We start from the raw sequence: 16336 nt of genomic DNA, 5'->3' as shown, positions 1-16336 counted from the left end.
GGTGGGTGCCAGCGGCGGCCAAGCGCCTGCTGGACAAGGGGGCAGGGGCGTGTTCGTGCGCACGCGCCGTAAGCTTCGGCATAGCCGAGTCCTCCTGGTTAGGTCAGGAAGTACTGGGTCAGGGAGTCGGGCGACGCGCGCGCCTTCCGGGTGTTCCACCACCTGGAAGAGCTGTCGTCCGGCTCCCGCTCTATTCGGTTGTGTCGGGGCCCGGTTCGCCGGGCCCGTTCTTCTTGATCGCCTTGTCGATGGCGTTCCAGCTCTTCCCCAGAACCCGAGCTACTTCGGCTACGGATCCGAGTTCGGCGACGCCTTCGAGCAGGGCTCCTGCTCTGCGTTTGGCGGCTTGCGACACCTGGAGTTGGAGCTGTTCCACCAGCTCGTCTTCCTGTAGGACGCGGTCCCGCCAGGACTTCGCTTCCATCTCCTGAAGCGTATCCAACCCTGGGTTGGATTGCAAGGATGTGGTGTTCAACTCGGCTGTACTCGAGCGAGGTTGGCCTTCGCGGCCTCTATCGTCCGGACCGCCGCGGCGTAGTGTCTGATGCAGATCAGGGCCTCACCATCGGGGTCGATGGCCTCGCCGGTGCAGCGGTTACCCCAACGGTCGGTCATCCGGCACGTCACGATGCGCTCTGCCATTGCCCTGCCTCCTTCTGCTCGTCGTGGTCCATCCAGGCCTTCAGGCCGGGCCAGGTCGCCGGCGGGTAGGTGCAGCCGCACCAGTCGCACGCCACGGCCTTGGCGCCGGAGTAGTGGCGGAGGATCGCCCCGCAGATCACGCCGCTCGTGTCCACGGAGGGGCAGGCGCCGAGGCGGGTACCTCGGTCGCTGCGGTCGCGCGGGTCGACGATGGAGACGACATCGCGCACGAGGTCTCGGATCTCCTCAGCGAAGGTGCCCGCGTCGGGCCAGGACACGGAGACCCAAGGCATGTGGTTGACCAGCTCGCGGACCGCGGCGCTCAGTCGTGCCGACACGGAGCCGACCGCGGAGGCCGGCCCCATGTCCCGGGCCGCACGGACAGCGGCGACCCAGTCCTCAACGATCCCGGTCATGCCGCCCGGGCCGCGCAGGCTGAGCACGATCTCGGACACCGGCATCGGCGCCGACACTGCCGCCGCCCGTCGGGCGGGGCTGCTGCCGCTCCCCGGAGTGAGGAACGGCAGCAGCTCGTCATACAGGCCGGGTAGGGCGGCCAGCCGGCCGACGGTGGCTTTCGTGCAGCAAGGGCAGAGGTGGCCGCCGGTCTCGTCGGGCTGGTTGCACAGCAGGCAGACGCTCACGGCGTCTCCCCGTCGACGAGCACGGCGCGCCACCCGTCGGTCGCCCTGTACTTCCGCGCCTGGGTGGCGGTCGCCTCGGCGTAGGCCTCGGTGCGACGAGCCTCTCGCACGGTGCTGATGGACGACGCGAGCAAACAAAGCACGACGCCGAGCTCCATGCCCGTGGCGAGCCAGGCGATCTCGTCGGAGGTCATGACAGGTCCCTCCGTCCGCCGACGTCGAGCAGCTGCTGGATGCGGTCGGCGAAGTCGTTCTCGCCGACGGCGCGCGCCCCGTCACGGAGCTGCTCCATGCCCGCCCGGTCGATGGTGAAGTCGGGTCGTCCGAAGGCGTCGGTTACCGGCCGGCTATCGACGCCGAGGCTGGCGGTGACGGACTTGAAGAGGGCGGCGTTGAAGGGTGGTGAGGCGGTCACTGCTGACTCCCGTCGGTTACGAGGCGGAGGGCTTGCGTGGGCGGGTCGGACTGCTCCCATCCGTTGAGATCGATCAGCGAGGCGAATAGGTCGGCCGCAGCGGATCGGGTGATCAAGGTCTGGTCGTCGGCCCACTGCTCGGTCAGGGCGTGCGCCCGGTCGAGAGCGCGGTACAGCCTGTCGGTGCGATCGCGCAGTGGGTCGGCGGTAGCGGCGCGATGGGGGTGCTGCAGCCGTGTGGGTACGCCCGCAGGTGCGGGGCGCTGCCCCGCACCTGCGCGAGCCTCTGACCCATGCAGACCTGCGTTGCCGTCTGAGCTAAGCGGGGTCGGACGGTCGTGGTCCATCGGCTTAGAAGGGGGGCTCGTCGGAGTAGCCAGCGGCCGCCGGAGCTGCCGCGGGGGCCGCCGACTGGCTGCCCCATCCGCTGGCCTGTGCAGCGGGGGCGGGGTGCTGCGCAGGGGCGCTTGCGGCCTGACTGCCGGCCGGGTTCTTGGTGACCACGGCGCTGGCGCGGAGGAGCGACGGACCGACCTCGTCGACGTCGAGCTCGTACACGGTCCGCTTCACCTGCTCGCGGTCCTCGTAGGAGCGCTGCTTGAGGCGGCCCTGGACGATGACGCGCATGCCGCGGGCGAGGGTGGCGGCGGCGTTCTCGGCGGCCTGGCGCCAGACGGAGCAGGTGAGGAACAGGCTGTCGCCGTCCTCCCACTCGTTCGTCGTCTTGTTGAACACGCGAGGGGTCGAGGCGACGCGGAACTTACAGACGGCGGCGCCAGCGGGGGTGAAGCGGAGCTCGGGGTCGTCGACGAGGTTGCCGACAATGGTGATCACGGTCTCGCCTGCCATGGCGGACTCCTTCAGGTTGAGTGTTCGCGGGATGCCGGGGGGAGGCCAGCCCGGTTCCTGCGGGCCGGTCGTCAGGCGGGTCAGTCGGTGATGCCGGCGCTGGCGAGGAAGGCCGCGTTTTTGACGGGGTCCTGCAGTTCGCGTGCGCTATCCACCCAGACCGCGTGCATCCTGGGGGCGGCGTCCTGGTGTTCGGCGCAGAAGGTGACTCGGTGAGTGCTGGTCTCGGCCGGCTCCTCCTGGGATAGTGTGTTGCGGATGGCGACCACACCGGGCTTCCCGCAGCTGCCGTGCCCATCGGCGCACGATCCAGTGGTGACAGGCAGGGTCTGCACGGTGAACGTGGTGGCGCGGTTGTCGCCGAGCGGGATGACGGTGACGGCGTTCATGAAGAGCTCCTTGGGTTCGTTGGCGAGGCTGCTCTTGGGCAGCCATGGGGCAGAGCCCCACGGTTGCCGAGACGGTCAGGTGCCGTTGGCCCCGGTGATGTCCTCGACTACCTCGAGGTCGATCTCGGCGGCCCAGTCGCCGAGGGTGCGCAAGGTCGTCTCGGGTAGGTCGGCCGCGAGTCGTTCGCTGACGCCGTGAATGGCGGCGGCGCCGTAGCCGGGTCCGACGGCGGCCAGTGCTGCCGCCAGTGCTTCCTGGTGTGCGGACTCCGCGTCGGACGCTTCCTGCAGGGCGTAGTGGTGGGCGATGCCGTAGGCCTCCGCCGCACGGTCGAGGAGGCGCCGGTGGGCCTTAGCGGTCAGGGGGTCCGTCGGGTCGCTGGCGAGGACCAGGCGCGGCTGCTTCGTGCTCACGGGCTCTCCTTGTCGGGGCCAGCGTGCTGGCGGTAGTTGCGCTGGCGGAGCTTGGCGGCGTTTCGGATGGCAATGCCACGCTTGCGGGCGGCGGCTCGGGCGGCGCGCTGCTTCTTGGCCCGCTCGGCGCGGGCCCGGGCGGCCGCGATGCGCTCGGCGATGACGTCGTCGACGTTCACGGCTGGGGCGGCCGGATCGCGGGACGGGTTCCGACCGGATAGTCGAAGCTGGTCCAGAGCTGGCCGTGCGCTACAAACACCGGGCAGAGGGTCGTCTCGCCGGGTGCGTCCATGACGGATGCCCAGGCGACAATCGGGCAGTTGACCGGATCACCGGTCTGCAGGTCATTGACGTTGGCAGTCCAGCCGGGTTGAGCGGTAGCGAGGCCGGTGACAGGGGTGGGCAGGTTCACGGTGGTTCTCCTGGGTCAGTCGTGACCTCGTCCTCGTCCCGAGCACCTGCAGACGGTGTTCCTGTGTGACCTCGTCCTCGTCCCACCTAAAGAAGTGGGACGAGGGACGAGGTCTCACTCACCTCGTCCCGACGAGGTGAGGACGAGGTGGGGACGAGGTCAGGCAGCTTGATCTTCGGACTCGGCTTTGGGGGTGGTCGGGAGTGAGTGGTGGGTGGCGTTCCGGGGGCCGGGACAGGCCTCGATCTGCCCGCTATCAATGAGCTCGGCGACCGCGCGGCGGACGTCGGCAGCCTTGCCGGTGACGCGGTCCTCGATGCCCTTGCCGGTGAGCGGCGCCTTGGCCTTCGCGAGGGCGTCCAGCACCTTGCGTTTGAGGGCGCCCAGGCGCTTCTGCTCCTCGTCCTCCTGGCGCTCCTGCTCGTCGCGCTGGACGGGCGCGTACAGATGCGCCTCGGCGAACTCGACGGTCTCGGACTTGATCACAAGGTCGGCGTACCAGTGCATGCCGCTGGAGTGCGGCAGGCCGTTCTTACGGAGTTGAGCCGGCCGGTCCTTGGCGATGCGGATGGTGGACTTGCCGACCACGCCCACGCCGAAGGGGCGCCGGTTCTCCATGACGTACATGACACCGTTGAGGCCGTTGAGCTTGTGTACGCCGCCGATGCTGTATCTGCCGCGGTTCTCGCTGGACTTGACGACGTGGTCGAGGGTGACGACCGCCGCCCCGCTGTTCATGATCGGGCGCAGAAGCTGGCGGCCGAAAGCAGCGATGTCGGTGTTGTCCTTGATCTCCAGCCCGTACAGGGACATGCCTTCGGTGACGCCGTCGACGATCGCCAGGGTCGGCGAGTACGCGAGGACGGCGGTGAGGTCGACAAGGTCGACGTCGCTCGGCTTGTTCTCCGGGCGAACGTAGTGGAACCGCTCAAGGACGTCCGCGGGCACGGCGCCGAGGGCCAGGAGGCGGCCGACGACTCCGCCCGCATCGTCCTCGAAGTCGAGGTACATGACGTGGTTGCCCTTGTTGATCTCCTGCAGGCAGGCGATCAGCGCGAACCACGTCTTACCCGCCTCGGACTCGCTGGCGATGCTGTTCATCCTGCCGGGGTAGAACAGGCCCGCACCGTCGTCCCGGTTCCCGACGGTCGGCTGTGGCGGCTTGTACGTGCCGTCGAGGACGCTCCGCAGGTCTTGCGCTCCCCAGGTGCGGGGTACGGGTTCCCGCGGTTGTTGCGGCGCGGCCGAGGCCTCCTCCCAGTCGTAGGGCGGCGGCTCATCATCTGGACCGAAGTAGGCGTCCATGGCCGCGTTGATCTCTGTCGTCACGCGGCCCACCTCTTGTCCGCAGGGCGGGTGGCGGCGCTGTCGAAGGAGTTCCGGGCTTCGGAGTCGGTGAGGCCGATGGCGGAGGCGGCGGACAGGAGAGCCTGCTGCGCCTCACAGAGGTCGATGAGGTTCTGGGCGGCGAGCTCGTGGGCGCGGCAGGCGGCGAAGTAGTGCCGGTTGTTGCGAGCGCCGTTGTCCGAGTCCATGACGTGCTGGACGAGGTCAGCGACAGTCCACATCTTTCCGCCTCCAGGCCGTCCCTTGTGTGACGCGGGCGGGAAGGTGCTGCGGGCAGGACGCGGCCCCGGGATGGGCCGCTTCTCCTTCCGGGGGAGGAGCGCTTCGGGCCAGGCAGCGACCGCAGGGTGATATCGGCCGCTGCCGGCCCAGCGGTATCGGTTGCCGGAGGAGTGCACGGACGGGGCGAGGAGGATGTAGCCGTTGTGCTTGAAGTCGATGCCGGGGAAGGGCTCGCCGGGCAGGTCGAAACCGGGGGATCGGTACAGCATGTGCAGACCGTCGCCTCCGGTGATCTGCATGGTGGTGCCGGGAAGGACTCCCACCCGCTGCTCCAGGGCGCAGAGCGAGGCGTAGCCTCCGTTGCGGGGGTCGACGTCGAGCACGGCCCAGCCGTTGAGCTTGCAGGGGGCGCCGATGTTGGCGTCCGGTTCCTCGGTCCACCAGTGGCGGATCAGGTTTGCGTCGGTGGTGGCTGCCCAGAAGCCGTGGCATGTGGGCACGCCGCACCGGCAGTCCTCGGGTCGGTGCTTGATGTAGGAGGGGTGCCGCTTGTCGCAGGAGTTGCAGTTGGCGTAGGGCGCCTTGTCGCGCCGGACACGGAAGACCTTGACGCCGATGGAGGCGTAGGCCAGGGCGGCATCCAGCGGAGCCGGGGGGATCTTGATGCCGACGTTCACGAACGTGCTCTTCTCTTCGAGCTGGGTTGGGGTCCGTGAAGGGCGGGCGCACCGGGTACGCCCGCCCGTGCCGTCAGGCGCTCTTCCGCAGGAGCGTGGCGCTGACGTCGTCGGTCATGGCGGTGATGGCGTCGTGCCAGCGGCGGGCGGCCGCGCGAACGCAGGCCGGGCTGGGCTGCTCTTCGAGGTCGGCGCGTACCGAGTTGAGGGTGATCTCGAATCGGGCGCGCTCGGCGTTCAGGCGGTGGCGCTGTTCGATCTCGTCGGCGGTGTAGCCGTCCTGCAGCTGGTCGAGGTCGACGGGGTTGCTGACGGGCCAATCGCCCGGGTGCGTCGTCATGCTGCTGCCTCCTGGCGGTCGGCCTGCTGGAAGATGCCGCGCAGCTTGATCCGCTGTGCGGTGCTGAGCTCGGGGGCGGCTGCGACGATGGCGTCGATGCGCGCCCAATAGGCGGCGTTGCGGTCCGGGTCCGGATCCCGGACCGGGCGGTCCATGACGGCCGGGACCGTCATAGCGCCGGTCACTGTCCGACCTCGTCGCGGTCGAGGACGGCGAGGGCGAAGTCGAAGACGGTGTCCGGGTCGCCGTTCTGGACGACCAGGTGCGCGAGGCCGTCGAGGAAGCGGGCTACGGCCGGCTCGGCGTCCTGCTTGGCCTCGGCGATGTTCACCAGCGCGCGGATGACCTTGGGGGTCAGAGCCGGCTGGGCTTGGATGCTGAGCGTGCAGTCGGTCGCGGTCACGCCTGCCCCTCCGTCTTCGGTGCGCGGGGCTGGCCCATGACGCGATGCAGGTGCCGGAGTCCATCGAGGAACGTGTCGAGGTTGTCGATGGCGCGGCCGAGGCCGTCCTGGTCGAAGGAGAGTCCGTCGTTGTCGCCGGCCCAGACGAACACGCTGGCCTTGTAGTCGAGGAGGTTCTCGTCGCTGCCGAGTTCGGCGCGCAGGCGCAGCGCCTCGTGCCCGTCGGCGAGCTCGGTCGTGTACGCAGGGCCGAGGTGCTCGGTGAGTACGGCGCCGTCGTCGTAGCGGTGAGGGATGCACCGCTCGGGCAGGCACCACGGGTGGTGGCCCGCCTGTGCGGGCGGTGTGGCGGCGAGAGCTTCGGCAGCTTCGCGGGCGGCCGTCAGCGGAGCGCCGGTGACGATGTGGTTGATGACGAGGTCGAGGCAGTCGAAGAAGGGGCGGACGGCGTGCGTGCCCTGCTCCTTCACCGCCGTCGCGGCGGCCTGGTGGACCTGGCCGCTCGCGACGGCCAGGACGGCTTCGTCGATGACGGCCTGGCGGGCGCCGGTCTCGGCGAGGGCCTGCCGGACGGTGGCCAGAAGCGGGCCGCCCACCTGGCCGGGCTCCGCCTTGGTGGCCTGCGGCTGGTCTGCGATGATGGTCATTGAGCGTGTCCCTATCTCTGCTCTCAGGCGGTCTGGGTGACGTGCTCGCTCGAAGCCGTTGGGGCTGGACCCCCAGCGGCTTCGCTGTTCTTGCCGCCTACGGTGGCGACCGCTCTAGCGATGAGCTCTGCGTCGAAACGACGGATCTCCGCCTCTGGGTAGAGGTGGCGGCGTCCGACCTTCGTGCTCCCCGGTCCGTAGCCGATGTGACGCCAGTAGCGGACCGTCCCAGGAGCCGTGCGGTACCGCTCGGCGACGTCGTCCGTAGTGAAGAACCGTTCGAGTGGCTGCGTCTGGGCAGCGCCGTCCATGGCAATCCCTTCCGGATTGGCCGGTGATCCGACATGCATTAGTAGAGCAGCGGTGGACACCGTGAGTCAATCCGGTCTAGCCTCTGATTCATGATGAATTGCGTTGGGAGGCGTTGGGTGTGACGCAGGATCCTCAGCCCGGCGACGGTGAAGACAACGTGGCGGCCCATGTGCGCTTCGAGCGCGGGCTGCGGGGTTGGAGTACTGCCGAGCTGGCCAGGTACGTCACTGAAGCCGGCTGCCCGATTAGTCAGTCCGCGGTGTGGCGCATCGAGAGCGGCGAGCCTCGGCGCAAGATCACCGTGGATGAGTTGATCGCCTTCGCCAAAGTCTTCGGTAAGGGCGTGCATGATCTGCTACGCCCCCCCACCACCGAGTACCCGGAGGCGCTTGTTTCCAGCTATATCGACAGCTGGCTGGAGAAGGAGATGACGGTTTGGCGTAAAGATCTTGACGCGCGAGTGGCCTACATGGACATCATCGCGATCCTGTCTGCCTATCCCGGGGCTGTCCCGCACTTCGCAGAGCTGGTGAGCGATCGCGTCGAGCAAAGGGAACTCGTCGTCCTGAGGGCAAAGGTTCAGACGGCCCTAGAGAACTTGTCCTCATATCTAGGGGCGAAAGGTGCGCGCACGAGCCTTCTCACGAATGGGCAGCCTCTGGTTGCTCACTGGAAGAAGCTGGGGATGTCTCATGGGCAAATGTTTAAGGAAGCTGAGCGGGTAGGGCTGAAGGACGTCATGTTCGGTGGCCTCGCTGCGCACCTCGAGGCGCTCGAAGCTGACGTTGCTCCCGCTCAGGAGGCTGAAGGTGGGCGGTCGAAGCCCTAGGGGGTGCCGAAAGGGGGGAATGCTGGGTCTCGGATCAAATACTGCAAGTGCATTCTGAGTAGGGCGCGACATCGCGGCGGGGGTAGCCCTATATGTAGGGCTTCTAGGTGTGAGAGGTGGGGCCTTGTGTTTGTTTCGAAAGTGCGAGGCGTGTCACCTACCTGTGTGAAGCAGTTCGTGTTTACTTGCCCTTCCATCGCAGAGGTCTTTTGTGTCCCGGTCTTAGCTTCCTCTAAGCCATGTAAACTTTATGGCTTCATAATCGAAACGTCCCCCATCGGGCAGCGGGCCTAGCCGCGGTCGCGTCAGCGTCACGGTGACGAGTGTGCGCAGGACGCCGCGCTTCTCCTCCAAGGGCAAGGCGTGCCACGCCTTGCCGACGTCCTTTGCGCCAACGAGCTTTACCAGCGGGTCCTTCACCGCAGCCCGCGACATCTGCTGCTGCACGCCCTCCAGCTGGGCGCGCGCTACGTCCGAGCCCTCGGTGAACTGCTGCATGTCGATCTGCCCCGACCCGAACAACGCGGCCAGATCAGTGAGGCGTCGGCGGATCTGCTCGCTCTCCACCTGTAGGGCGGCGACGTTCACGTCTGACGGGCCGGGCAGCAGGAGGTCAGCAGCGTCCGGCCGTGACAGTCGCGCGATCACGGTGTCCTGCACGTACTCGTCGACGCGATCCGCCCGTCGGCCGCCGCCGTGCGCCGTCCGGCAGCGGTAGCTGGGGTAGCGGGCGCCGCCTGACTGGGTGACGTACACGGTGGTCGGGCAGTCGTCCCGGCCGCACCGGTACAGCAGGGACCCGAGCCACTTCGGCTGAGCGCCCGGGGTGGTCCGCCGGTTCGGGTCCATGAGCACGGCCACGACAGCCCTGTGCTTCTCCTCGGGCACGATCGCTGCCCAGCCGCCGGGGCCGATCTCTTCGCCGCGGTAGACGGCAATGCCGGCGTTCCTGGCCCGCATCAGCATGTCGCGCCCCTCGGTGTGGCCGATCGGATTTCCGCGGGTGGTCGTCAAGCCCTTGTCGGCCAGCCACCGGCACCAGCCCTTGATCGTGCCGCCCGACAGGATCATGTCGATGCCTACCTCGATCGCGGCGGCTTCCTCGGGGACCAGCTGGTTCATGTCGAGGACAGGCACCTCGACTTCCTCGCCGGTCTTCCGGTCGACCTTCTTTCGGGTCTCTCCGGTGGGCACTCCCCACCCGAATGGCCTAATGCCCCCGCCCCACTTTCCGGCCTGCGCCTTCTGCAGGCGGGCGCGGGCGACGCGCTCGGCCTTGTGCTCGGACTCGTGGCGGGCGACAGCGCCATGGATCCGGGCGGTCATTCGGCCGGAGGAGGTCGACAGGTCGAGGTCGCCGGCCTGCACTGTGTGGGTGTCGATGCCGCGGCGCTGGCTGAGGTCGATGTACTCCTCGAGCTCGGTGGGGGAGCGGTGGAGCCGGTCGGTGTGCCAGGAGATGACAACGGTGGCCAGGCCCTGCTCGAGGTCGGCGAGCATCCGGCGATAGTCGGGGCGCTTCTTGCCGGAGTAGGCGGAGATGTCGTTGTCGACGTAGACCTCGACGACTTCCCAGCCGTACCGCTCCGCGAGCGCTTCACAGTCCTCACGCTGCCGGTCGACGCCGAGGTGGGCGCCGGTGCGGTCCTGCGAGATGCGGACGTAGATGACGGCACGGGTCCGGATACCGGCAGCGACGCCGATGGCACTGCGGAGCCCTGGGCTCATTAGTCTTCGCCCTCTTCGGCGTCGTCGTGCTTCAGGGCGGTCTTCTTGACGTCGTCTGGAATCGGCTGAGGGGGTGCGGCTTCATGGCCCTGGGCGGCGAGTTCGGCACGCATGATGACGCCTTGCGCCTCAGCCGAAGGGGCGGCCGCATCAGCTGAAGGCCGGCGGCGGTGGTAGGTCGCTTCGTCGTTGCGTTCTTCGTCCATGACCCGAGTGTGCACCATCAGGGGTGTCACAGTCTGTGGTTCGTGAAGACCACGCTGCTCAGCGCCCTGTTGGGGCTGGCCGGCCCCGGCGAGCGGATCGTCCTCGCCGAGGATTCGGCCGAGCTGCGCCCCGACCACCCGCATGTGGTGCGGCTGGAGACCCGGCCGGCCAACCAGGAGGGCGCCGGCCTGGTCACCCTGGCGGATCTGGTCCGGCAGGCGCTGCGGATGCGCCCGGACCGGCTGGTCGTCGGCGAGGTCCGGGGCGCGGAAGTGGCCGATCTCCTCGCGGCCTTGAACACGGGTCACGAAGGAGGCTGCGGCACGGTGCACGCGAATGCCGCCGCGCACGTGCCGGCCCGGCTCGAGGCCCTCGGGACCTCCGCCGGGCTCGACCGGGCGGCCCTGCACAGCCAGTTGGCGGCCGCGCTGACCCTGGTGGTCCATCTGGTGCGGGACCGGGCCGGGCGGCGCCGGGTGGCCGAGGTGCACGTGCTGGAGCGGGACGCCGCCGGGCTGGTGGTCACCGTACCGGCGCTGCGCTGGTCGGCCCGGGGCTTCGCGCGGGAGCGGGGCTGGGAGCGGCTGCGTCCGCTGCTGCGGGGTGCGCGGTGAGCGGCGTGGCAGCGGTGCCGGTGCCGCTGTTCGCCGGGGTGCTCTGCGCGGGGACGGCAGCCTGGGCGCTGGCCGGGGGAGACCGGGTGTCCCGGCGGGCCCGGGTGGTGCTGGCCGGGGGCGGGCCCGTGGTGCCCCCGGGGCCGGTGCGCCGTGAGCGGCTGCTGATCGCGGTCCGGGTAAGGGCCGTGCGGTGGCGGGAGTGGTCCTGCCTCGGGGTCGGGCTCGTGGTCGCGTTGCTCGGCGGGTCCGTGATCCCGCTGGCGGCGGGCGCGGCGGCGGTGCCGCTGGTGCGGCGGTGGCTGCGGGTCCGGCAGCGGGAGCGGGAGCGGGGCGCCCGGGCCGCCGGGGTGATCGAGCTGTGCGGGGCGGCGGTGGGCGAGCTGAGGGCGGGGGCCCAGCCGGGTCAGGCGCTGACGGCGGCGATACGGCGCACGGTCGCGGGCCCGGGCGGTCCGGGCCCGGCGGAGGCGGGGGTGCTGGCCGCCGCGGCGTTCGGCGGAGACGTGCCCGCGGCGTTGCGGCAGGCGTCGCGGGAGCCCGGGGCGCAAGGGCTGGCCGGGATGGCCGCGTGCTGGTCGATCTCGGTGGACGGGGGCGCGGGGCTCGCGGCCGGACTGGACCGGCTGGAGGGGGCGTTGCGGGCCGAGCGGGACCGGCAGGAGTCCCTGCGGGCCCTGTTGGCGGGGGCCAGGTCGACGACGGCGGTGCTGGCCCTGCTGCCGCTGGTCGGCCTGCTGATCGGCACCGGGCTCGGTGCGGACCCGCTGCGCGTGTTGCTGCACACCCCGGTCGGGTGGGGCTGCCTGCTGGCCGGCGGGGTGCTGGAGGCGCTGGGGCTGTTGTGGTGCCGGCGGATCGTGAGGGCGGGGGAGCGGTGATGGGTGACGTATCGATCCACAGGCTGGGGACGGCGCTGTGCCTCGCGGTGGCGGTGGTGTGGGCGGCTTCGGCGGTGGCGTCCCGGTTCCGGGCGCGGACGGCCCGGCGCAGGATCGCCGCGCTGCTGTCGGCGGCACCCGCGCGGCGGGCGCCGGTGTTCGGGTCCGCGATACGGGCGGTGGTGACGGCGTGGGCGGGCCCGGCGGGGGCGTTGCTCGCGGCATGGGTGCTGGTCGGCGGGGTGCCGGGGGTGCTGGCCGGCTGTGGTGCGGCGATCGGGGTGTGGCGCTGGCTGCGGAGGGCCCGGCCGCCGGCCGGGGTGGATCCGCGGGAGGTGCAGCGCCAGCTCCCCTTCGCGGCCGATCTGCTGGCCGCGTGCCTCGCGGCCGGGGCGGCGCCGGTGGAGGCCGCCGAGGTGGTGGGTGAGTCGCTGGGCGGTCCCGTGGGAGAGCGGCTGGCGCTGGCCGGGGCAGAGCTGCGGCTCGGAGGGGAACCGGGCGCCGCGTGGGGGAGGTTGGCGCGGATACCGGGCGCCCGGGCGCTCGCGGAGTGCCTGGAGCGGGCCGCCCGGACGGGGGCCCCGGCCGCGGAGCCGGTCTCCCGCCTGGCGACGGCCCTGCGCGAGGACCGGGCCCGGCAGGCCGGCGCTCGGGCGCAGCGGGCGGCGGTGCTCGTGACCGCTCCGGTGGGGCTGTGTTTCCTCCCCGCGTTTCTCGCGGTCGGAGTGGCCCCGGTGGTGATCGGAATGGCCTCAGGCCTTCTCTCCGCCACCTGAAGTCACATCAGGAACTTCGGTAACTCGTCTGTCATGGCGCCCCTCAACTCGGCGCCCGGAAAAGCCACTCGGACCATCGCTGAGATCACGTCAGGAACCGAATCAACAGGAGGTTGTCATGAGGATCATCTGGTTTCGTCTGCGGTCGGTGATGGGCGGTCGTGCGAACGACGCGGGCATGTCCACTTCCGAATACGCCATGGGCACGATCGCGGCGTGTGCATTCGCAGCCGTTCTGTACAAGGTGGTGACGAGTGACGTGGTCTCCACGGCACTTCAGTCGACCATCGGGAAGGCACTCGATGTGCCGTTCTGAGGAAAGGGAACGGAGGTCGGACGACCGGGGATATGTGACGGCGGAGGCCGCCCTGGTGATTCCCGCGCTGGTGCTCTTCGCGGCGCTGCTGGTGTGGGCGCTGATGGCGGCGGCCGCGCAGATCCGGTGTGTGGACGCGGCCCGGGCCGGTGCCCGGGCGGCGGCCCGCTCCGAGCCGCCGGGCGTGGCGGAGGCGGCGGCCCGGGCGGCCGCCCCGCCGGGGGCGCGGGTGGGGCTGGAGCGGGAGGGGGACCTGTGGCGGGTCCGGGTCTCCGCGCCGGCGCCGGGCCCGGGCGGGCTGCCGGTGCGGCTCGGGGCGCAGGCGGTGGCCCTGGCCGAGGACAGCGTGGGGCCGCCGCCGTGAGCCGGGACCGCGGCTCGGCGACGGTGTGGGCGGCCCTGGTCGCGATGGCGCTGGGGGCGGTGTTCGGCGGGGTGCTGCTGCTCGGCCAGGCCGTCGTGGCCCGGCACCGCGCGGCGGCGGCCGCCGACCTGGCGGCCCTGGCGGCCGCCGCGACCTGGACCCACGGCCCCGAGGCCGCCTGCGCCGCGGCCCGCCGCGTCGCCGGGGCCCAGGGCGCGGCGGTGGCCTCCTGCACCGTCCGCGGTGAGGTCGCCGAGGTGGCGGCCCGCCCCGCGAAGGGCTCCTTCGCCCCGACGATCACCGCCCGGGCCGGCCCGCCCGGGCCGGCCGCCGACGGGTCCGGGGTCCGCGTACGGGGCCGTCCGGCCGGTGCGGACCGGGCGATGGGACTCGTACGGCGGCCCTCAGGCGGGCGGGGCCTCGGACAGGAGGCGGGTGAGGAGGCGGATCGCGCCGCGTTTGTGGAGCGGGTCGTTGCCGTTGCCGCACTTGGGGGACTGGATGCAGGACGGGCATCCGGCCTCGCACTCGCAGGCGGCGATCGCGTCGCGGGTCGCCGTCAGCCAGGCGCGGGCCGTGTGGAAGGCCCGCTCGGCGAAGCCGGCTCCGCCGGGGTGGCCGTCGTAGACGAACACGGTCGGGAGGAGGGTGTCGGGATGCAGCGGGACGGAGACCCCGCCGATGTCCCAGCGGTCGCAGGTGGCGAAGAGCGGGAGCAGGCCGATGGAGGCGTGCTCGGCGGCGTGCAGGGCGCCGCCGAGGATCTCCGGGTTGATCCGTGCCTCGTCGAGCTGGTCCTCGGTCACGGTCCACCACACGGCCCGGGTGCGCAGGGTGCGGGGCGGCAGGTCCAGCTTGGCCTCGCCGAGCACCTCGCCGGTGATCAGTTTGCGGCGCAGGTACGAGACGACCTGGTTGGTCACCTCGACCGAGCCGAAGCAGAGCCGGGCCGGGCCCCAGGGGATCTCGGTCTCGGTCTCCAGGACGGAGATGGCGGTGGTGTCGCGCGCGGTGGTCGAGAACGGCGGGCTGGACTCCTCGACCAGCGCCACCGAGTCCTCCAGGTCCAGCTGCTTCACCAGATAGGTGCGGCCCTGGTGGAGGTGGACGGCCCCCTCGTGGACGGCGGTGTGGGCCGCCGACTCGTCGACCGTGCCCAGCAGCCGCCCGGTGGCCGCCTCGACGATCTGCACCGGGCGGCCGCCCTCGCCGCGGATGTCGGTCTGGTCCGAGGCCCGCTCCCGGCGGGTCCAGTGCCAGGCGGTCGCCCGGCGGCGCAGCAGCTTGGCCGCCTCCAGCTGCGGGATCAGCTCCGCGGCCGCCGGGCCGAACAGGGCGAGGTCCGGCTCCGTCAGCGGGAGCTCGGCGGCGGCCGCGCACAGGTGCGGGGCCAGGACGTACGGGTTGTCCGGGTCCAGGACCGTGGCTTCCACCGGTTGGCGGAACAGGGCCTCCGGATGGTGGACCAGGTACGTGTCCAGGGGGTCGTCCCGGGCGATCAGCACGGCCAGGGCGCCCTGGCCCGAGCGCCCGGCCCGGCCCGCCTGCTGCCACAGGGAGGCCCGGGTGCCCGGGTAGCCGGTGATCAGGACGGCGTCCAGGCCCGAGACGTCCACGCCCAGCTCCAGGGCCGTGGTGGCGGCCAGCCCGAGCAGCTCGCCGGAGTGCAGGGCCCGCTCCAGGGCGCGGCGCTCCTCGGGCAGGTAGCCGCCGCGGTAGGCCGCGACCCGCCGGGGCAGGGACCGGTCCACCTCGGCCAGCCGCTCCTGGGCGATCACCGAGATCAGCTCCGCGCCGCGCCGGGAGCGGACGAAGGCGACCGTACGGACCCCCTGGACGACCAGGTCGGTCAGCAGGTCGGCGGTCTCGGCCGTGGCGGTGCGGCGCACCGGGGCGCCCTTCTCGCCCCGCAGCTCGGTCAGCGGCGGCTCCCACAGGGCGAAGACGACCTCGCCGCGCGGGGACGCGTCGTCGGCGACCTCCAGCACCGGTACGCCCGTCAGGCGGGACGCTGCGGCCGCCGGATCGCTCGCGGTGGCCGAGGCCAGCAGGAAGACCGGATCGGCGCCGTAGCGGGCGCACAGCCGCCGCAGACGGCGCAGCACCTGGGCCACGTGGGAGCCGAAGACGCCCCGGTAGGTGTGGCACTCGTCGATGACCACGTAGCGCAGCGCGCGCAGGAAGGAGGACCAGCGGGGATGGGCGGGAAGGATCCCCCGGTGCAGCATGTCGGGGTTGGTGAGCACGTAGTTCGCGTACTGGCGCACCCATTCGCGTTCCTCGACCGGCGTGTCGCCGTCGTAGACCGCGGGCCGGACCGCGTTGCCGAGGGGAGCGGCCAGCTCTCGTACGGCGCGCCGCTGATCGGCCGCCAGGGCCTTGGTCGGGGCCAGGTAGAGGGCGGTCGCGCCGCGCCCGTTCGGGGCCTGCGCCCCGTCCGCCAGGGCGGAGAGCACGGGCGCGAGGTAGGCCAGCGACTTGCCCGAGGCGGTGCCCGTGGCGACGACCACCGACTCGCCGTCCAGGGCGTGCTCGGCGGCCGCGGCCTGGTGTTCCCACGGATGGTCGATGCCCGCGGCCCGGATCGCGGCTACGACATCCGTTCGGATGCGGTCGGGCCAGACTGCATGACGACCCTCCCGAGGGGGCAAGTGCTCCGTATGGGTGATGCGCGCAGCTCGAGAAGGCCCCCGTGAGAGCCGGTCCAGGACCGTGCCGGGAGTGGGTCGAGGGTCCTCGGGTGCCGTGGGCCGACCGGGACGGTGAGTATTGGCCATTGGAACCGAGTGTGTCACCGGCGTGCGGGACAATGGTCGGAAGGCGTCGTGCGCGCCTGCCGGTAAGTGATTGAATGCCATCGCGGCAGCCAATCCCTCCCCTGCCTACGGGTGGGGAGGCCCCTGGGGGG

Annotated in this window: 24 protein-coding genes and 3 pseudogenes; 7 read left to right on the top strand and 20 right to left on the bottom strand. The window is 71.1% G+C overall.

All coding sequences use genetic code 11. From position 1 onward, the window contains the following. Positions 1 to 190 precede the first annotated feature (190 nt). From ACFY1T_RS08495 to ACFY1T_RS08415, 17 genes and pseudogenes are all read right to left on the bottom strand, one after another. A complete protein-coding gene (locus ACFY1T_RS08495; RefSeq protein ID WP_390787526.1) occupies positions 191 to 424 on the bottom strand; it encodes a hypothetical protein in 234 nt (77 codons plus the stop codon). A gap of 47 nt (positions 425 to 471) precedes the next feature. After that, the gene (locus tag ACFY1T_RS08490) at positions 472 to 642 is read right to left on the bottom strand and encodes a hypothetical protein (protein WP_390787525.1); all 171 of its coding nucleotides are present in this window, start codon (positions 640 to 642) and stop codon (positions 472 to 474) included. After that, the gene (locus ACFY1T_RS08485; RefSeq protein ID WP_390787524.1) at positions 624 to 1286 is read right to left on the bottom strand and encodes a hypothetical protein; all 663 of its coding nucleotides are present in this window, start codon (positions 1284 to 1286) and stop codon (positions 624 to 626) included. The genes ACFY1T_RS08490 and ACFY1T_RS08485 overlap by 19 nt, the downstream gene beginning before the upstream one ends. Next, on the bottom strand, positions 1283 to 1480 hold the full coding sequence (locus tag ACFY1T_RS08480) for a hypothetical protein (protein WP_390787523.1): 198 nt from the start codon (positions 1478 to 1480) through the stop codon (positions 1283 to 1285). The genes ACFY1T_RS08485 and ACFY1T_RS08480 overlap by 4 nt, the downstream gene beginning before the upstream one ends. Continuing rightward, positions 1477 to 1701 carry a hypothetical protein gene (locus ACFY1T_RS08475; RefSeq protein ID WP_390787522.1) on the bottom strand — a complete coding sequence of 75 codons (225 nt, stop codon included), beginning with the start codon at positions 1699 to 1701 and terminating at the stop codon, positions 1477 to 1479. Before ACFY1T_RS08475 ends, ACFY1T_RS08480 begins: the two co-directional genes overlap by 4 nt. 351 nt (positions 1702 to 2052) lie before the next feature. Next, complete coding sequence (locus ACFY1T_RS08470) at positions 2053 to 2550, bottom strand: single-stranded DNA-binding protein (RefSeq protein ID WP_390787521.1); 498 nt, start codon at positions 2548 to 2550, stop codon at positions 2053 to 2055. 80 nt (positions 2551 to 2630) lie between these two features. Beyond that, positions 2631 to 2939, bottom strand: coding sequence for a hypothetical protein (locus ACFY1T_RS08465; RefSeq protein ID WP_390787520.1), 309 nt, complete (start codon positions 2937 to 2939; stop codon positions 2631 to 2633). Positions 2940 to 3014: 75 nt separating this feature from the next. Next, positions 3015 to 3353 carry a hypothetical protein gene (locus tag ACFY1T_RS08460; protein WP_390787519.1) on the bottom strand — a complete coding sequence of 113 codons (339 nt, stop codon included), beginning with the start codon at positions 3351 to 3353 and terminating at the stop codon, positions 3015 to 3017. After that, a complete protein-coding gene (locus ACFY1T_RS08455; protein WP_390787518.1) occupies positions 3350 to 3532 on the bottom strand; it encodes a hypothetical protein in 183 nt (60 codons plus the stop codon). Before ACFY1T_RS08455 ends, ACFY1T_RS08460 begins: the two co-directional genes overlap by 4 nt. Continuing rightward, complete coding sequence (locus ACFY1T_RS08450; protein ID WP_390787517.1) at positions 3529 to 3765, bottom strand: hypothetical protein; 237 nt, start codon at positions 3763 to 3765, stop codon at positions 3529 to 3531. The genes ACFY1T_RS08455 and ACFY1T_RS08450 overlap by 4 nt, the downstream gene beginning before the upstream one ends. A gap of 159 nt (positions 3766 to 3924) precedes the next feature. Next, complete coding sequence (locus ACFY1T_RS08445) at positions 3925 to 5094, bottom strand: DNA primase (RefSeq protein WP_390787516.1); 1170 nt, start codon at positions 5092 to 5094, stop codon at positions 3925 to 3927. Further along, the gene (locus ACFY1T_RS08440) at positions 5091 to 6011 is read right to left on the bottom strand and encodes a bifunctional DNA primase/polymerase (RefSeq protein ID WP_390787515.1); all 921 of its coding nucleotides are present in this window, start codon (positions 6009 to 6011) and stop codon (positions 5091 to 5093) included. Before ACFY1T_RS08440 ends, ACFY1T_RS08445 begins: the two co-directional genes overlap by 4 nt. Before the next feature lie 73 nt (positions 6012 to 6084). Beyond that, on the bottom strand, positions 6085 to 6351 hold the full coding sequence (locus ACFY1T_RS08435; RefSeq protein ID WP_390787514.1) for a hypothetical protein: 267 nt from the start codon (positions 6349 to 6351) through the stop codon (positions 6085 to 6087). Next, the gene (locus tag ACFY1T_RS08430) at positions 6348 to 6524 is read right to left on the bottom strand and encodes a hypothetical protein (RefSeq protein WP_390787513.1); all 177 of its coding nucleotides are present in this window, start codon (positions 6522 to 6524) and stop codon (positions 6348 to 6350) included. The genes ACFY1T_RS08435 and ACFY1T_RS08430 overlap by 4 nt, the downstream gene beginning before the upstream one ends. Positions 6525 to 6532: 8 nt before the next feature. After that, positions 6533 to 6754, bottom strand: a complete 222-nt coding sequence (locus tag ACFY1T_RS08425) for a hypothetical protein (protein ID WP_390787512.1) — start codon at positions 6752 to 6754, stop codon at positions 6533 to 6535. Next, positions 6751 to 7401 carry a hypothetical protein gene (locus tag ACFY1T_RS08420; protein ID WP_390787511.1) on the bottom strand — a complete coding sequence of 217 codons (651 nt, stop codon included), beginning with the start codon at positions 7399 to 7401 and terminating at the stop codon, positions 6751 to 6753. Before ACFY1T_RS08420 ends, ACFY1T_RS08425 begins: the two co-directional genes overlap by 4 nt. Before the next feature lie 119 nt (positions 7402 to 7520). Continuing rightward, positions 7521 to 7712 (bottom strand): annotated as a pseudogene (locus ACFY1T_RS08415) (helix-turn-helix domain-containing protein); the annotation flags it as partial. A gap of 119 nt (positions 7713 to 7831) precedes the next feature. Here ACFY1T_RS08415 and ACFY1T_RS08410 point away from each other — a divergent pair. Beyond that, positions 7832 to 8542, top strand: coding sequence for a helix-turn-helix domain-containing protein (locus tag ACFY1T_RS08410; protein WP_390787510.1), 711 nt, complete (start codon positions 7832 to 7834; stop codon positions 8540 to 8542). Between the two features lie 222 nt (positions 8543 to 8764). Here the strand turns inward: ACFY1T_RS08410 and ACFY1T_RS08405 are convergent, their stop codons facing one another. Further along, entirely contained in the window at positions 8765 to 10270 is a 1506-nt protein-coding gene (locus ACFY1T_RS08405) for a recombinase family protein (protein ID WP_390787509.1), read from the bottom strand. Further along, complete coding sequence (locus tag ACFY1T_RS08400; RefSeq protein WP_390787508.1) at positions 10270 to 10476, bottom strand: hypothetical protein; 207 nt, start codon at positions 10474 to 10476, stop codon at positions 10270 to 10272. Before ACFY1T_RS08400 ends, ACFY1T_RS08405 begins: the two co-directional genes overlap by 1 nt. A 45-nt stretch (positions 10477 to 10521) precedes the next feature. On the opposite strand from ACFY1T_RS08400, the pseudogene ACFY1T_RS08395 reads away from it, so the two are divergent. The 6 genes and pseudogenes from ACFY1T_RS08395 to ACFY1T_RS08370 all read left to right on the top strand — a co-directional run. Next, positions 10522 to 11091: pseudogene (locus ACFY1T_RS08395) on the top strand (ATPase, T2SS/T4P/T4SS family); the annotation flags it as partial. A gap of 5 nt (positions 11092 to 11096) precedes the next feature. Further along, a complete protein-coding gene (locus ACFY1T_RS08390; RefSeq protein ID WP_390787507.1) occupies positions 11097 to 11972 on the top strand; it encodes a type II secretion system F family protein in 876 nt (291 codons plus the stop codon). Beyond that, the gene (locus ACFY1T_RS08385) at positions 11972 to 12748 is read left to right on the top strand and encodes a type II secretion system F family protein (RefSeq protein WP_390787506.1); all 777 of its coding nucleotides are present in this window, start codon (positions 11972 to 11974) and stop codon (positions 12746 to 12748) included. Before ACFY1T_RS08390 ends, ACFY1T_RS08385 begins: the two co-directional genes overlap by 1 nt. A 118-nt stretch (positions 12749 to 12866) precedes the next feature. Further along, complete coding sequence (locus ACFY1T_RS08380; RefSeq protein WP_390787505.1) at positions 12867 to 13064, top strand: DUF4244 domain-containing protein; 198 nt, start codon at positions 12867 to 12869, stop codon at positions 13062 to 13064. 34 nt (positions 13065 to 13098) lie between these two features. Then, on the top strand, positions 13099 to 13428 hold the full coding sequence (locus ACFY1T_RS08375) for a TadE family type IV pilus minor pilin (protein ID WP_390787504.1): 330 nt from the start codon (positions 13099 to 13101) through the stop codon (positions 13426 to 13428). A 44-nt stretch (positions 13429 to 13472) separates the two neighbouring features. Then, positions 13473 to 13685: pseudogene (locus tag ACFY1T_RS08370) on the top strand (Rv3654c family TadE-like protein); the annotation flags it as partial. Between the two features lie 147 nt (positions 13686 to 13832). Here ACFY1T_RS08370 and ACFY1T_RS08365 read toward each other — a convergent pair. Further along, complete coding sequence (locus ACFY1T_RS08365) at positions 13833 to 16286, bottom strand: DEAD/DEAH box helicase (RefSeq protein WP_390787503.1); 2454 nt, start codon at positions 16284 to 16286, stop codon at positions 13833 to 13835. Between the last annotated feature and the right edge of the window lie 50 nt (positions 16287 to 16336).

It is taken from the genome of Streptomyces sp. NPDC001194, from assembly GCF_042896985.1.
GTDB lineage: Bacteria > Actinomycetota > Actinomycetes > Streptomycetales > Streptomycetaceae > Streptomyces.
The sequence above is the reverse complement of the archived record's forward strand: the minus strand, read 5'-3'. Positions and strand labels throughout refer to the sequence as shown.

Excerpts from the sequence above, each read along its gene's own strand:
- ACFY1T_RS08470 (WP_390787521.1), bottom strand. The coding sequence starts at position 2,550 with ATGGCAGGCGAGACCGTGATCACCATTGTCGGCAACCTCGTCGACGAC.
- ACFY1T_RS08490 (WP_390787525.1), bottom strand. The coding sequence starts at position 642 with ATGGCAGAGCGCATCGTGACGTGCCGGATGACCGACCGTTGGGGTAAC.
- ACFY1T_RS08495 (WP_390787526.1), bottom strand. The coding sequence starts at position 424 with ATGGAAGCGAAGTCCTGGCGGGACCGCGTCCTACAGGAAGACGAGCTG.
- ACFY1T_RS08420 (WP_390787511.1), bottom strand. The coding sequence starts at position 7,401 with ATGACCATCATCGCAGACCAGCCGCAGGCCACCAAGGCGGAGCCCGGC.
- ACFY1T_RS08465 (WP_390787520.1), bottom strand. The coding sequence starts at position 2,939 with ATGAACGCCGTCACCGTCATCCCGCTCGGCGACAACCGCGCCACCACG.
- ACFY1T_RS08430 (WP_390787513.1), bottom strand. The coding sequence starts at position 6,524 with ATGACGGTCCCGGCCGTCATGGACCGCCCGGTCCGGGATCCGGACCCG.
- ACFY1T_RS08405 (WP_390787509.1), bottom strand. The coding sequence starts at position 10,270 with ATGAGCCCAGGGCTCCGCAGTGCCATCGGCGTCGCTGCCGGTATCCGG.
- ACFY1T_RS08385 (WP_390787506.1), top strand. The coding sequence starts at position 11,972 with ATGGGTGACGTATCGATCCACAGGCTGGGGACGGCGCTGTGCCTCGCG.
- ACFY1T_RS08380 (WP_390787505.1), top strand. The coding sequence starts at position 12,867 with ATGAGGATCATCTGGTTTCGTCTGCGGTCGGTGATGGGCGGTCGTGCG.
- ACFY1T_RS08435 (WP_390787514.1), bottom strand. The coding sequence starts at position 6,351 with ATGACGACGCACCCGGGCGATTGGCCCGTCAGCAACCCCGTCGACCTC.
- ACFY1T_RS08480 (WP_390787523.1), bottom strand. The coding sequence starts at position 1,480 with ATGACCTCCGACGAGATCGCCTGGCTCGCCACGGGCATGGAGCTCGGC.
- ACFY1T_RS08365 (WP_390787503.1), bottom strand. The coding sequence starts at position 16,286 with ATGGCATTCAATCACTTACCGGCAGGCGCGCACGACGCCTTCCGACCA.
- ACFY1T_RS08400 (WP_390787508.1), bottom strand. The coding sequence starts at position 10,476 with ATGGACGAAGAACGCAACGACGAAGCGACCTACCACCGCCGCCGGCCT.